Here is a 15,037-nt window from a genome sequence, read left to right on the forward strand (position 1 = left end):
ACCATCAGATGTCGGCAGCAGCGCACGGCAACACCCCCGCCGCCTGGACCGGCTCGACCATCGCCTTCATCGGCTTCACGGTCAGCGGCGTCGCCATGATCCTTCCCGCCATCTGGCTGTTCTGGGTGGGCCTGGTCGTCGTCGTGCTCGGCGGCGTGGTCGGCAAGGCGATGGCGATGGCGGGCATGGGCAAGCAGCCCAGCCAGAACTTCGCCACCCCCGAGGAGACGATCGCTCGCCGCGAGGCCGTCACCGCCGGGGCCTGAACCCCCGTCAGATCCGTCCCAGGGAGCGGCAGGCGCACGGAGCGCCGGTCGCTCCCTGCTGCGTGACACGCACGCTCGCCTGAGGGGTGAGCCCCGGCGGCCGGGGCAGAATCGGCGGTGTGAACGCCGCCCCGCAGCCCGCCCCGCAACCCAGCGCCTCGCCCGTGCCGCCGTCCCTGCTGCGCCGGCTGGTCCGCCCGCTGGCCGCCCTGACGGCGGTCGGTCTGCCGACCCTGTACGTGGCGGGGGTGGACCCGAACACGCCCGGCCACTACCCGACCTGCCCGGTGCTCGCGGCCACCGGCTGGTGGTGTCCCGGCTGCGGTGGCCTGCGGGCCGTGCACGCGCTGACCCACGGCGAACTGACCACGGCGGTGCACGACAACCTGCTGGTGGTGCTGCTGGCGGTGGTCGCCGGGCTGCTCTGGGTGGGCTGGCTGTGGGCCGCCCTGACCGGCGGGAAGGCGCCCCGGATCGGGTTCGGCGCGGCCCGTACCGTCCTGCTGGTGCTGGTCCTCGGGCTGTTCATGGTGCTGCGAAACCTCCCGATCGGAGCCGCCCTGGCACCGCCCGCGGTGTAGCCCTCCGGCGTGTGCGCCGGTCCGCTCCGCGAGACGCGCGCCGGGCGGATGCGGTTCGCGCCCCCTGCGCCCGATACCATCGAGAGGCCGACGGGGGCAGATCAGCACCGGACCTGCACAGGTCCGGTCCGGTTCGTACCCGCGGTGTTACACCCGACTAGCCGGGCGATCGCCCGGCAGAACGATGGGGGCGCCCGCGTGAGTGTGCTCGACGAGATCATCGACGGGGTCCGCGAGGACCTCGCCGAGCGACAGGCCCGGGTCTCCCTGGACCAGCTCAAGGAGCTGGCCGCCAAGGCTCCCGACGCCAAGGACGGCGTTGCCGCGCTGCGTGGCGACGGCATCCGGGTGATCTGCGAGGTCAAGCGCTCCAGCCCCTCCAAGGGAGCGCTGGCGGCGATCGCCGACCCGGCGGCCCTGGCGCTCGACTACGCGGCCGGCGGTGCCGCCGCGATCAGTGTGCTGACCGAGCAGCGCCGCTTCGGCGGTTCGCTGGCCGACCTGGACGCCGTCCGGGCCGCGGTCGAGACCCCGATCCTGCGCAAGGACTTCATCGTCACCGCGTACCAGCTCTGGGAGGCCCGCGCCCACGGCGCCGACCTCGCGCTGCTGATCGTGGCGGCCCTGGACCAGCCCGCGCTCGTCTCGCTCATCGAGCGGGCCGAGTCGATCGGGCTCACGCCCCTGGTCGAGGTGCACGACGAGGAGGAGGTCGCCCGCGCGGTGGACGCCGGAGCGAAGATCATCGGTGTCAACGCGCGCAACCTCAAGACCCTCGAGGTCGACCGGAACACCTTCGGCAACGTGGTGGACGCCATCCCGGCGCACATCGTCCGCATCGCCGAGTCCGGGGTGCGCGGTCCGCACGACCTGATCGCGTACGCCAACCTGGGCGCGGACGCCGTGCTGGTGGGCGAGTCCCTGGTGACCGGCAAGGACCCGAAGGCGGCCGTGGCCGACCTGGTGGCCGCCGGTGCCCACCCGGCGCTGCGCAACAACGGACGGGGCTGACCCGACCGATGAGTGCCCGTCTCGCCCCCGGCTGCCGCCCGCGCGGCTGCCGCGCGCCCGCGCGCCGGGTGCTGGGGCGGCGGGTGCGGTACGTGATCGGCTGCGAGCCCGGGCAGGTGCCGGGTCGCCGATGGCGCAGGACGAACGGCTGAGCACAGCCATGCCACGTTCCTGACAGTCATTCACCGAATCACGAGGACTACAGCCATGTCCGAAAAGGACTACCTGCCAGGCACTCAGGTCCCCGACGCCCGGGGCTACTTCGGCGCGTACGGCGGCCGCTTCATCCCGGAGGCGCTGGTCGCCGCGGTCGAGCAGGTCGCCGAGGAGTACGAGAAGGCCAAGGCCGACCCGGCCTTCGCCGCCGAGCTCGACGCGCTGCTCAAGGACTACACCGGGCGGCCGAGCCCGCTCACCGACGTGCACCGGTTCTCCGCCGAGGCGGGCGGGGCGCGGGTCCTGCTCAAGCGCGAGGACCTGAACCACACCGGCTCGCACAAGATCAACAACGTGCTGGGCCAGGCGCTGCTGACCCGCCGGATGGGCAAGACCCGGATCATCGCCGAGACCGGCGCCGGCCAGCACGGCGTGGCCACCGCCACCGCCTGCGCGCTGTTCGGCTTCGACTGCACCATCTACATGGGCGAGGTCGACACCGAGCGCCAGGCGCTCAACGTGGCCCGGATGCGGATGCTGGGCGCCGAGGTGATCCCGGTGACCTCGGGCAGCCGCACGCTCAAGGACGCCATCAACGAGGCGTTCCGGGACTGGGTCGCCAACGTCGACTCCACCCACTACCTGTTCGGCACGGTGGCCGGGCCACACCCCTTCCCCGCGATGGTCCGGGACTTCCACAAGGTGATCGGCATCGAGGCCCGCGAGCAGGTGCTGGAGCGCACCGGCAGGCTGCCGGACGCCGTGGTCGCCTGTGTCGGCGGCGGCTCCAACGCGATGGGCATCTTCCACGAGTTCATCCCGGACGCGGGCGTCCGGCTGATCGGCTGCGAGGCGGCCGGCGAGGGCGTGGACACCCCCAGGCACGCAGCCACCCTGACCAAGGGCGACCCCGGAGTGCTGCACGGCTCGCGCACATACGTGCTGCAGGACGAGGACGGCCAGACCATCGAGTCGCACTCGATCTCGGCGGGCCTGGACTACCCCGGCGTCGGCCCCGAGCACGCCTGGCTGAAGGACACCGGCCGGGCCGAGTACCGCCCGGTGACGGACGATCAGGCGATGCAGGCGCTGCGGCTGCTGTCCCGTACCGAGGGCATCATCCCGGCGATCGAGAGCGCGCACGCGCTCGCGGGGGCGCTGGTGCTCGGCCGCGAGCTGGGCCCGGAGGCCACCATCCTGGTGTCGCTCTCCGGCCGTGGCGACAAGGACATGCACACCGCCGCCCAGTACTTCGGCCTGTACGACCAGAACAACGGGGGTAAGTGACCATGGCTTCGAAGCTGAGCGCGGTGCTGGCCGCCGCGAAGAGTGAGCACCGGGCGGCCCTGATCGGCTACCTGCCGGCCGGCTTCCCGACCATCGACGGCGGCATCGCCGCGGTCAAGGCCCTGATCGAGGGCGGCTGCGACGTGGTCGAGGTCGGCCTGCCGCACTCCGACCCGGTGCTGGACGGTCCGACCATCCAGACCGCCGACGACATCGCGCTGCGGGGCGGCGTCCGGATCAAGGACGTGCTGCGGACGGTCGCCGAGGCGACCACCGCCCACCCCGGTACGCCGGTGCTGGTGATGACGTACTGGAACCCGGTGGACCGCTACGGCGTGGCCCGGTTCGCGGCCGAGCTGGCCGCCGCCGGGGGAGCGGGCGTGATCCTGCCCGACCTGCCGGTCGAGGAGTCCGACGAGTGGCGGAAGGCGGCGGGCGAGCACGGGCTCGACACCGTCTTCGTGGTCGCCCCGAGCAGCAAGGACCCGCGCCTCGCGGAGGTCACCGCGGCGGGCTCCGGCTTCGTCTACGCGGCCGCCGTGATGGGCGTGACCGGCACCCGGGCGGCCGTCGGCAACCTGGCCGAGGACCTGGTCGCCCGCACCCGGGCCACCACCGACCTGCCGGTCTGCGTCGGGCTCGGGGTGTCCAACGCCGACCAGGCTGCGCAGGTGGCGGCTTTTGCGGACGGGGTGATCGTGGGCTCCGCCTTTGTCCAGCGCATCCTGGACGCGGCGGACGACGACGCCGGGCTGGCAGCGGTCCGCGAGCTCGCCGCTGAACTGGCGGAGGGCGTCCGCCGCCGCTAGGCACCTTCCCGAGGTTGCACTATCAGGGGCTCGGGGCTCTGCTGACAAGCGGCTCCGCCGCGGGGCGAGGAGATCTGGCGCTCGGGTCAAAATCCAAAGTGCCTGACCACCTACGTACGTTTGACCTTTTCGAGGTCGGCGTCGCAGTTCCCCGAGCCCCTGTGGGTTGATGTCCGGAGGGTCGGCTCGGGCCCGCCGTCCGGGTGAAGTGTTGGGGGTTGACGCATCGGGGGCGGTTGGGTGGCGTTGAGTGGAGGGACGAGTTCGTGTGCTGTACGACTCGTTTCGCCGACTGAAGGAGTGCGCCAAGTGCCCCGTCTCCAGCGTGCCGTCCTGCTGCGGGCGGCGGCGGCCGCCCTGGTGCTCGGTGCGACGCTGGGTGCGGAGGCGGTGGTCGGTCCGGTGCTGGCCCAGCGGGGGGCGGAGCGGGCCGAGCGGGATGCGTACGTGTGCAGTCAGGCGGCCCGGGTGGATTCGGTGGTGCGGGCCGGGCGGTCGCAGCACGATGGGCGGCCACCGCTCAGCCGGCTGGCGGGTCCGGCCGGGTGCGGGCAGCACTGACGCTGGATCAGATCGGACATCTGTCCCTATTTCATCACTCATTCGGCTTAATGCGCGAATGTGGAGTAACCGCCATTCATCCCCTACGGTTCATCAGGAAGCGTGAGTAGCACCACGCCAGGGACGTACCGAGGGGGAGGACCCGATGGCCAGTCAGCAGACCGCCGCCGCACCGGACCGCGGCTCGGGACTGCGCCGCGCGGTCGACGGCGAGGCGGGGGAGTGGTTTGGGCTGGCGGCCCGGATCGGCCTGGCCGTGGTCTGGGCCTGGGCCGGGCTGGCCAAGGTGGCCGATCCGGCGGAGGCGGCGCAGGCCGTGCGGGCGTACGAGATCCTGCCCGAGTCCCTGGTCAAGCCGATCGGTTACGGGCTGCCGTTCCTCGAACTGGCCCTCGCCCTGCTGCTGTTGATCGGTCTCGGGACGCGGATCGTCGCGGTGATCTCGGCCCTGCTGCTGCTCACCTTCATCGGCGGTATCAGCTCCGCCTGGGCCCGTGGCATCTCGATCGACTGCGGCTGCTTCGGCGGCGGTGGCGCGGTCGACTCCTCGCAGACCGAGTACCTGCAGGAGATCATGCGCGACAGCGGCTTCCTGCTGCTGGCCGCGTGGCTGGTGTACCGGCCCAGGACCAAGCTCTCGGCCGATGCGTGGCTGAGCGCTTGACGGACCGACAGCCGCCACCGAACCCACCGGCCCCCACCTTGGACGTACCAGAGCTATGAGTGAGAAGAACCGAGAAGGCAAGCGCACCGCCCGCGAGCGGATGCTGGAGGAGCGGGCCGCCGAGGAGGCCCGTTCGAAGCGGAAGAAGAAGCTGATCATCGGCGGGGTGGTGCTCGCGGTGATCGCGGCGGGTGTGATCACCGGTGTGGTGGTGCAGAACCAGCGCTCCAAGCCGGACACCCCGGTGGCCCACCCGGCCGGCACCATCGGTGACAAGAACCTGGTGATCCCGGACGGCCCGGCGAACGCCCCCTCGGTGCTGACCGTCTACGAGGACCCGCGCTGCCCGGCCTGTGGCACCTTCGAGCGTGAATTCTCCAGCACGGTCAACCAGTTGGAGAACCAGGGCAAGCTCTACGGGAACTACCACATCGTCTCGTTCATCGACCGCTCGCTCGGCGGCAAGGGCTCCAAGTACGGTGCCAACGCGCTGGCCTGTGCCCAGGACGCGGGCAAGTTCCGCGAGTACCACGACGTGATGTACAAGAACCAGCCGGAGGAGACCAGTGACTCCTTCGGCGACAAGAGCACCCTGATCGACCTGGCCAAGCAGGTCCCCGGGCTGGACAGCCCGACCTTCGAGAGCTGCGTCAACGACAACAAGTACGCCGGCTGGGTGTCCGCGGTGCAGCAGGACTTCGACAAGTCCAGCTACAAGTCGACCCCGACGATCCTGCTCAACGGCACGCCGATCTACCCGAAGAACGGTGAGGAGCAGATCAGTCCGGAGAACCTGGCGAAGTGGGTGGACGCCGCCAACGCGGGCAAGCCGCTGGGCACCGTCACCAGCGCCACTCCGGCGCCCTGAGCGACGAACGTTCGAAAGCTGTGACCCCGCGCGGTGCCGGAGTGTCGGGCGGGGTCCGGTAGCGTCGACCTCGCCATGGATCTCGCATACATTCCGAGCCCGTCGCGGGGGGTCCTCTATCTGGGGCCCGTCCCGCTTCGCGCCTACGCCTTCTGCATCATCATCGGTGTCGTCGTGGCCGTCTGGCTCGGCAGCAAGCGCTGGGTCGCCCGGGGCGGTGCCAAGCACACCGTCGGTGACATCGCCGTCTGGGCGGTGCCGTTCGGCCTGGTCGGCGGCCGCCTCTACCACGTGATCACCGATCACCAGCTGTACTTCGGTGACGGGAAGAACCCCTGGAACGCCTTCAAGATCTGGGAGGGCGGCCTCGGCATCTGGGGCGCGATCGCGCTCGGCGCGGTCGGTGCCTGGATCGGCGCCCGCCGCCGGGGCGTCCCGCTGCCCGCGTACGCCGACGCGATCGCCCCCGGCATCGCGCTGGCCCAGGCCTGCGGCCGCTGGGGCAACTGGTTCAATCAGGAGCTGTACGGCCGGACCACCGACCTGCCCTGGGGTCTGGAGATCCACAAGATCGAGTCGGACGGTTCGGTGGTGGACGGGGTCTTCCACCCGACCTTCCTGTACGAGTCGCTCTGGTGCGTCGGTGTCGCACTGCTGGTGATCTGGGCCGACAAGCGGTTCACCCTCGGCCACGGCCGGGCCTTCGCGGTCTACGTCGCCGCGTACAGCGTGGGCCGGTTCTGGATCGAGGACCTGCGGATCGACGAGGCGCACCACATCCTCGGCCTGCGGCTGAACGAGTGGACCGCGATCCTCACCTTCGTCGGCGCCATCGCCTACCTGGTGATCGTCGGGAAGAAGCGCCCCGGCCGGGAGGACCCGGACTCGATCGACCCGGCCGCCCACGTCGGTGAACTGACGCTGTCCGAGCCGGAGTCCGTCGCCACCGGCGGGGACCAGCCGGAGGACACCGCCGCAACGACCGACCCGGAGCCCGGGAAACCGTCCTGAACTGCTGACTTCCGACTCCTCGGCCGCCCTGCACCGTCTCGGTGCGGGGCGGCCGAAGTGCTGTTCGGACAGCCTTACTTTGCTGGAAACCATCGTTTCATCGGACTACCTTTCGAGGCGTCAGGAGATTTCGCAGTACGTCGTACCTGGGGGCCAGACCGTGACCGTGACCATCGCCGAGCCGATCGCCGAGGAGAACCCGATGCCTCGCATCCCGGCCGAGGGGCACCACCGGGACGTCAACGGTGGCTGGCTCCGCCCGGCGGTGTTCGGCGCGATGGACGGGCTGGTCTCCAACTTCGCGCTGATGACCGGCGTGGTCGGCGGCGCGGTCTCCACCAGCACGGTGATCATCACCGGCCTGGCCGGGCTGGCCGCCGGCGCCTGCTCGATGGCGGCCGGCGAGTACACCTCGGTGGCCTCCCAGCGGGAGCTGGTCGAGGCCGAGATCGAGGTGGAGCGGCTGGAGTTGCACCGCAACCCGCAGGGTGAGCTGGCCGAGCTGTCGGAGCTGTACATCTCCCGGGGGGTCGAACCGGAGCTGGCTCGCGAGGTGGCCCGGCAGCTCACCACCGACCCCGAGCAGGCCCTCGAGGTGCACGCTCGCGAGGAGCTCGGGATCGACCCGCACGACCTGCCGTCCCCGATGGTGGCCGCGGTCTCCTCGTTCGGGTGCTTCGCGCTCGGCGCGCTGCTCCCGCTGCTGCCGTACCTGCTCGGCGCCACCTCGCTGCTGCCCGCGCTGGTGCTCGCGTTGACCGGGCTGTTCCTGTGCGGTGCGGTGGTGGCCAGGGTGACCGCGCGCAGCTGGTGGTACAGCGGGCTGCGGCAGTTGCTGCTGGGTTCGGCGGCGGCCGCGGTGACCTACCTGCTGGGCGCGCTGATCGGGGGTCAGGTCGGCTGACCTGACCCTGTATGAATATGACCTTCCCCACATGGATCACTGAGTAGACCTGCACTGATCCCGGCGAGGCGAGGGCCCGGCCGCAGAATCTCATGCGCGGCTCGCCGATCGGAGAAGGATTCGCAGGGCGCCCCTTCTCACGATGTGGACGGGGCATTACGTCCCTGTTTCGCTCCCGGCGACAGGGGGCACACTGGTGGGAGCGTGCGGACGAGCGTTCGCCTCCCGCCAGCTCTGTTACTTGCCGGTAATAGCCCGTGACCTGGGCACCTTGTCCGCCATCTGGACGTGACATTCCACTTTTCGGGATGTCCGGCATCATGTAACCTGCACGAAATCGCAGAGGGCCAACGTCGTCCCTATTGCACAAGCACCTTGCCAGAGACGACGACGGGAGAGCCGATGCTGTCTGCATCCATGCACTCCGCCAACGAGCCCCAGCAGGCCGCAGCCCGGCCCTACGCGCTCGTTCCGGATGCGCGACCCACTGCTCAGGGCCTGTACGACCCGCGTAACGAGCACGACGCCTGCGGCGTCGGTTTCGTCGCCACGCTGACCGGCATCGCCGACCACACCATCGTTGACCAGGCCCTCACGGTGCTGCGCAACCTGGAGCACCGGGGGGCCACCGGCGCCGAGCCGGACTCCGGTGACGGCGCGGGCATCCTGACCCAGGTCCCGGACGCCTTCCTGCGCTCCAAGGTCTCCTTCGAGCTCCCGGCGGCCGGCTCCTACGCCGTCGGTATCGCCTTCCTGCCGGACGAGGACGCGGCCGACGCCGCAGCCGTCGCGCAGATCGAGGCGATCGCCGCCGAGGAGAACCTCACCGTCCTGGGCTGGCGCGACGTGCCGGTCACTCCCGACCTGCTGGGCGCCACCGCGCGTTCGGTGATGCCGCGGTTCCGGCAGATCTTCGTGTCCGGCGGCGAGCTGACCGGCATCGCGCTGGACCGGGTCGCCTTCGTCCTGCGCAAGCGTGCCGAGCGGGAGGCCGGGGTGTACTTCCCCTCGTTCTCCGCCCGCACCATCGTCTACAAGGGCATGCTGACCACCGGCCAGCTGGAGCCCTTCTTCCCCGACCTGTCGGACCGGCTGTACGCCTCCGCGGTCGGCCTGGTGCACTCGCGGTTCTCCACCAACACCTTCCCGAGCTGGCCGCTCGCCCACCCGTACCGCTTCGTCGCGCACAACGGCGAGATCAACACGGTCAAGGGCAACCGGAACTGGATGACGGCGCGTGAGTCCCAGCTCGCCACCGACCTGATCCCGGGCGACCTGAGCCGGATCTTCCCGATCTGCACCCCGGACCACTCCGACTCGGCCTCGTTCGACGAGGTGCTGGAGCTGTTGCACCTCGGTGGCCGTTCGCTGCCGCACTCGGTGCTGATGATGATCCCGGAGGCGTGGGAGAACCACGCCACCATGGACCCGGCCCGCCGCGCGTTCTACCAGTACCACTCCAACCTGATGGAGCCCTGGGACGGCCCGGCCTGCGTGACCTTCACCGACGGCACCCAGATCGGCGCGGTGCTCGACCGCAACGGCCTGCGCCCGGCCCGGTACTGGGTCACCGAGGACGGCCTGGTGGTGCTCTCCTCCGAGGTCGGCGTGCTCGACATCGACCAGGAGAAGGTGGTCAAGAAGGGCCGCCTGCAGCCCGGCAAGATGTTCCTGATCGACACCGTCGAGGGACGGATCGTCGAGGACGAGGAGCTCAAGGCCCAGCTGGCAGGCGAGCACCCGTACGAGGAGTGGGTCGCGGGCGGTCAGATCGAGCTCGGCAAGCTGCCGGAGCGCGAGCACATCCACCACACCCACGCCTCGGTGACGCGTCGTCAGCAGACCTTCGGCTACACCGAGGAGGAGCTGCGGGTCATCCTGGCCCCGATGGCGAAGTCCGGTGGTGAGGCGCTCGGTTCGATGGGCACCGACAGCCCGATCGCCGCGCTCTCCGAGAAGCCCCGGCTGCTCTTCGACTACTTCATCCAGCTGTTCGCGCAGGTCACCAACCCGCCGCTGGACGCCATCCGCGAGGAGCTGGTCACCTCGCTGCTCAGCAACCTCGGCCCGGAGGGCAACCTGCTCGCCGCCGAGGCGGCGCACTGCCGCTCGGTCGGCCTGAGCTTCCCGGTGATCGACAACGACGAGCTCGCCAAGCTGATCCACATCAACGCGGACGGCGACCAGCAGGGCCTGAAGGCGGTCACGCTGTCGGGCCTGTACAAGGTCTCCGGCGGCGGCGAGGCGCTGGCCGCCCGGCTGGCGGCGATCGCGGCCGAGGCCGACGCGGCGATCGCCGACGGCGCCCGGATCATCGTGCTGTCGGACCGTCACTCGGACGCCGAGCACGCGCCGATCCCGTCGCTGCTGCTCACCTCCGCCGTGCACCACCACCTGATCCGGACCAAGCAGCGCACCCAGATGTCGCTGATCGTCGAGGCCGGTGACGTCCGCGAGGTGCACCACGTCGCGCTGCTGATCGGCTACGGCGCCGGTGCGGTCAACCCGTACCTGGCGATGGAGTCGGTCGAGGACCTGGTCGAGCAGGGCACCTTCCTGACCGGGATCGAGGCCGAGAAGGCCATCAAGAACCTGATCAAGGCGCTCGGCAAGGGCGTGCTCAAGGTGATGTCCAAGATGGGCATCTCCACCGTGGCCTCGTACCGCGGCGCGCAGGTCTTCGAGTCGATCGGCCTCTCCCAGGAGCTGGTGGACAGCTACTTCGCCGGCACCACCACCAAGCTCGGCGGCATCGGGCTCGAGGAGATCGCCAAGGAGGTGGCCGCGCGCCACGCCAAGGCGTACCCGGCCTCCGGCATCTCCGCCGCGCACCGCGCGCTGGACATCGGCGGCGAGTACCAGTGGCGCCGCGAGGGCGAGCCGCACCTGTTCGACCCGGACACGGTGTTCCGCCTGCAGCACTCCACCCGGTCGCGCCGCTACGACATCTTCAAGCAGTACACCGAGCGCGTGAACGAGCAGTCCGAGCGGCTGATGACGCTGCGCGGCCTGTTCAAGTTCAACGGCCTGGGCCGGGCGCCGATCTCGATCGACGAGGTCGAGCCGGTCTCCGAGATCGTCAAGCGGTTCTCCACCGGCGCCATGTCGTACGGCTCCATCTCGATGGAGGCGCACGAGACGCTGGCCATCGCGATGAACCGGCTCGGCGGCAAGTCCAACACCGGTGAGGGCGGCGAGGACCCGGAGCGCCTGTACGACCCGGAGCGCCGCTCGGCGATCAAGCAGGTCGCCTCCGGCCGGTTCGGCGTCACCTCCGAGTACCTGGTGAACGCGGACGACATCCAGATCAAGATGGCCCAGGGCGCCAAGCCCGGTGAGGGCGGTCAGCTGCCCGGCCACAAGGTCTACCCGTGGGTCGCGAAGACCCGGCACTCCACCCCGGGTGTCGGCCTGATCTCGCCGCCGCCGCACCACGACATCTACTCCATCGAGGACCTGGCTCAGCTGATCCACGACCTCAAGAACGCCAACCCGGCGGCCCGCATCCACGTGAAGCTGGTCTCCGAGGTCGGCGTGGGCACGGTCGCGGCCGGTGTCTCCAAGGCGCACGCGGACGTGGTGCTGGTCTCCGGCCACGACGGCGGTACCGGTGCCTCGCCGCTCACCTCGCTCAAGCACGCGGGCGGTCCCTGGGAGCTCGGCCTGGCCGAGACCCAGCAGACCCTGCTGCTGAACGGCCTGCGGGACCGGATCGTGGTCCAGACGGACGGTCAGCTCAAGACCGGCCGCGACGTGGTGATCGCCGCCCTGCTGGGCGCCGAGGAGTTCGGCTTCGCCACCGCGCCTCTGGTGGTCTCCGGCTGCATCATGATGCGGGTCTGCCACCTGGACACCTGCCCGGTCGGCGTCGCCACCCAGAACCCGGTGCTGCGCGAGCGCTTCTCCGGCAAGCCCGAGTTCATCGTGAACTTCTTCGAGTTCATCGCGGAGGAGGTCCGGGAGATCCTGGCCGAGCTGGGCTTCCGCACCATCGAGGAGGCGGTCGGCCACGCCGAGCACATCGACGCCGCCGAGGCGGTCACGCACTGGAAGGCGGCGGGCCTCGACCTGGCCCCGCTGTTCCACGTGCCGGAGCTGCCCGAGGGCGCCGCGCTGCACAACACCACCACCCAGGACCACGCGCTGGACAAGGCGCTCGACAACCAGCTGATCGAGCTGGCCGAGGACGCCCTGGAGCGCGGCGACGCGGTCCGGATCCAGCTCCCGATCCGCAACGTGAACCGGACGGTCGGCACCATGCTCGGCCACGAGGTGACGAAGCGTTACCGGGGCGAGGGTCTGCCCGAGGGGACGATCGACGTCACCTTCACCGGTTCGGCGGGCCAGTCGTTCGGCGCCTTCGTGCCGAAGGGCATCACGCTGCGTCTGGAGGGCGACGCCAACGACTACGTCGGCAAGGGCCTCTCCGGCGGTGTGCTGATCGTCCGCCCGGCGCGCGACGCGGCCGCCATCGGCGCCGACGCGCAGAACCACGTGATCGCCGGTAACACCATCGGCTACGGTGCGACGAGCGGCCGAATTCACCTGCGGGGCAAGGCCGGTGAGCGTTTCGCCGTCCGTAACTCCGGTGCCACCCTGGTGGTCGAGGGCGTGGGCGACCACGGCCTGGAGTACATGACCGGTGGACGGGTCGTCGTTCTGGGTGAGACCGGACGTAACCTGGCAGCAGGCATGTCCGGCGGTGTCGCGTACGTGCTGGACCTGCGTCCGGCGAACGTGAACGACGGCATGGTGGGCATCGAGGCCCCGACCAACGCCGACCGCGACTGGCTGCGCGAGACCGTGCAGCAGCACTACGAGGAGACCGGCTCCACCGTGGCCGCCGAGCTCCTGGCTGACTGGGCCGGCGGGGTCTCCCGCTTCTCCAAGATCATGCCGACCGACTACAAGGCAGTGCTCGCCGCCAAGGATGCCGCTGAGCGCGACGGGCTCTCCGAGTCTGAGACCACTCGCAAGATGATGGAGGCGGCACGTGGCTGACCCCAAGGGCTTCCTGACCACGCCCAAGCAGTTGGCGGAGCGCCGCCCGGTCGATGTTCGACTTCGTGACTGGAACGAGGTCTACGTCGAGCGCAGCCTGCTCCCGATCATCAGCAAGCAGGCCGGCCGCTGCATGGACTGCGGCATCCCGTTCTGCCACAACGGCTGCCCGCTCGGGAACCTGATCCCCGAGTGGAACGACCTCGCCTTCCGGGACGACTGGACCGGCGCGATCGAGCGGCTGCACGCGACCAACAACTTCCCGGAGTTCACCGGGCGGCTGTGCCCGGCTCCCTGTGAGTCGGCGTGCGTGCTGGGCATCAACCAGGACGCGGTGACCATCAAGAACGTCGAGGTCACCATCATCGACAAGGCGTGGGACAACGGCGGGGTCACCGCCCAGATCCCCGAGCGCCTGTCCGGCAAGACCGTCGCGGTCGTGGGCTCAGGCCCGGCCGGTCTCGCGGTGGCCCAGCAGCTCACCCGGGCCGGGCACACCGTGGTGGTGTACGAGCGCGCGGACCGGATCGGCGGCCTGCTGCGTTACGGCATCCCCGAGTTCAAGATGGAGAAGCGCCACATCAACCGCCGCATCGAGCAGATGCGTGCGGAGGGCACCCGCTTCCGTACCGGGGTCAGCGTCGGCGAGGACATCACCGGGCAGCAGCTGCGCGAGCGTTTCGACGCCGTCGTGGTCGCCGCCGGTGCCACCACCGCGCGTGATCTCCCGGTCCCCGGGCGGGAGTTCAAGGGCATCCACCAGGCCATGGAGTACCTGCCGCTGGCCAACAAGGTGCAGGAGGGCGACTTCGTCGAGCCGCCGATCAGCGCCAAGGGCAAGCACGTCGTGGTGATCGGCGGCGGTGACACCGGCGCCGACTGCCTGGGCACCGCGCTCCGGCAGGGGGCCGCCTCGGTCACCCAGCTGGAGATCATGCCGCGTCCGAGCGACGAGCGTCCCGGCAACCAGCCCTGGCCGACCATGCCGATGACCTACAAGGTCACCTCCGCGCACGAGGAGGGTGGCGAGCGCGTCTACGCGGTCAACACCACCCACTTCACCGGCGACGAGGTCGGCAACGTCGCTGAACTCCACCTCGTCGAGGTCGAGTTCAAGGACGGCCGGTTCCAGCCGATCGAGGGCACCGAGCGGGCCATCCCGGCCCAGCTGGTCACCCTGGCGATGGGCTTCACCGGCACCGACGTCAAGAACGGTCTGGTGGAGCAGCTCGGCGTCGACCTGGACGCCCGCGGTAACATCGGCCGGGATGCGAAGTTCGGCACCAACGTGGACGGCGTGTACGTCTGCGGCGACGCCGGCCGTGGCCAGTCGCTGATCGTCTGGGCCATCGCGGAGGGCCGTTCGGCCGCCGCCGCGGTGGACAAGTACCTGGGTGGCAAGACCGCGCTGCCCGCCCCGATCCGCCCGACCGACCGCCCCCTGGTGGTCTGACCAACCCTCTCCTGAAACCGCCGGACGCTCGTTGTCCGGCCGCACCAACCGCTTGCCCGTCAGAGCCGCCGGGCTCATGCGGTATCACGGCACCTGCCCCCTCCCCGACCAAGTTGGGGGCAGGTGCCGTTCCGCGTTTACGGAGCCGGTGACCGCGTCCTGCGGGAGCCTGGGTGTTTGCTGAGTGTGTGCGCCGAGGTGACAACAACTGCCGTACCGTTCGTGGGTTTTGGCACGACTTGCCATGCCTTGCCAGGTACAGGCTCCGGTCCGGGCCGGTCAAGTTAGTTGACGGTTGAATAGCAGGTCACCGAGGGCCACAGTGGAGCCAGTGGCGACCGGGCCCGGGTTCGAAGTCGACGGCCCCCGGTTCCACTTCTCATCGGTGCTCAATGCCCGCTTCCCGCTCTCCCTTCGTACTGCCCACGGACCATCCCGTCAAGGGCCGGTCCGGCGTACCCGAAA

Annotated in this window: 13 protein-coding genes; all 13 read left to right on the top strand. The window is 70.2% G+C overall.

Annotated elements, in window-relative coordinates:
* Positions 1-8 precede the first annotated feature (8 nt).
* Positions 9-266, top strand: a complete 258-nt coding sequence (locus tag ASC99_RS10330; protein ID WP_057230501.1) for an HGxxPAAW family protein — start codon at positions 9-11, stop codon at positions 264-266.
* 119 nt (positions 267-385) lie between these two features.
* Positions 386-847, top strand: a complete 462-nt coding sequence (locus tag ASC99_RS10335; protein WP_057230503.1) for a DUF2752 domain-containing protein — start codon at positions 386-388, stop codon at positions 845-847.
* A gap of 198 nt (positions 848-1,045) precedes the next feature.
* Positions 1,046-1,858 (top strand): indole-3-glycerol phosphate synthase TrpC, encoded by an 813-nt coding sequence (trpC, locus tag ASC99_RS10340; RefSeq protein ID WP_057230505.1) that lies wholly within the window; start codon positions 1,046-1,048, stop codon positions 1,856-1,858.
* 8 nt (positions 1,859-1,866) lie between these two features.
* Positions 1,867-2,010, top strand: coding sequence for a tryptophan biosynthesis modulator TrpM (gene trpM, locus ASC99_RS42085; RefSeq protein ID WP_369824173.1), 144 nt, complete (start codon positions 1,867-1,869; stop codon positions 2,008-2,010).
* Between the two features lie 55 nt (positions 2,011-2,065).
* Entirely contained in the window at positions 2,066-3,301 is a 1,236-nt protein-coding gene (trpB, locus tag ASC99_RS10345) for a tryptophan synthase subunit beta (RefSeq protein ID WP_057230508.1), read from the top strand.
* Positions 3,302-3,303: 2 nt separating this feature from the next.
* Positions 3,304-4,110 (top strand): tryptophan synthase subunit alpha, encoded by an 807-nt coding sequence (gene trpA, locus ASC99_RS10350; protein WP_057230509.1) that lies wholly within the window; start codon positions 3,304-3,306, stop codon positions 4,108-4,110.
* A 309-nt stretch (positions 4,111-4,419) separates the two neighbouring features.
* Positions 4,420-4,671 (top strand): hypothetical protein, encoded by a 252-nt coding sequence (locus ASC99_RS10355; RefSeq protein ID WP_057230511.1) that lies wholly within the window; start codon positions 4,420-4,422, stop codon positions 4,669-4,671.
* Between the two features lie 145 nt (positions 4,672-4,816).
* The gene (locus ASC99_RS10360) at positions 4,817-5,335 is read left to right on the top strand and encodes a MauE/DoxX family redox-associated membrane protein (RefSeq protein WP_082598230.1); all 519 of its coding nucleotides are present in this window, start codon (positions 4,817-4,819) and stop codon (positions 5,333-5,335) included.
* Between the two features lie 55 nt (positions 5,336-5,390).
* A complete protein-coding gene (locus ASC99_RS10365) occupies positions 5,391-6,203 on the top strand; it encodes a thioredoxin domain-containing protein (protein ID WP_057230513.1) in 813 nt (270 codons plus the stop codon).
* A 75-nt stretch (positions 6,204-6,278) separates the two neighbouring features.
* On the top strand, positions 6,279-7,214 hold the full coding sequence (lgt, locus tag ASC99_RS10370; RefSeq protein ID WP_057230515.1) for a prolipoprotein diacylglyceryl transferase: 936 nt from the start codon (positions 6,279-6,281) through the stop codon (positions 7,212-7,214).
* Between the two features lie 202 nt (positions 7,215-7,416).
* Positions 7,417-8,118 (top strand): VIT1/CCC1 transporter family protein, encoded by a 702-nt coding sequence (locus ASC99_RS10375; protein ID WP_057230923.1) that lies wholly within the window; start codon positions 7,417-7,419, stop codon positions 8,116-8,118.
* Between the two features lie 417 nt (positions 8,119-8,535).
* Complete coding sequence (gene gltB, locus ASC99_RS10380) at positions 8,536-13,119, top strand: glutamate synthase large subunit (protein ID WP_369824177.1); 4,584 nt, start codon at positions 8,536-8,538, stop codon at positions 13,117-13,119.
* A complete protein-coding gene (locus ASC99_RS10385; RefSeq protein WP_057230516.1) occupies positions 13,112-14,572 on the top strand; it encodes a glutamate synthase subunit beta in 1,461 nt (486 codons plus the stop codon). Before gltB ends, ASC99_RS10385 begins: the two co-directional genes overlap by 8 nt.
* The last annotated feature ends 465 nt before the right edge of the window (positions 14,573-15,037 follow it).

Origin of the sequence: Kitasatospora sp. Root107 (assembly GCF_001424875.1) — a bacterium.
In the GTDB taxonomy this organism is placed as follows: Bacteria; Actinomycetota; Actinomycetes; order Streptomycetales; family Streptomycetaceae; genus Kitasatospora.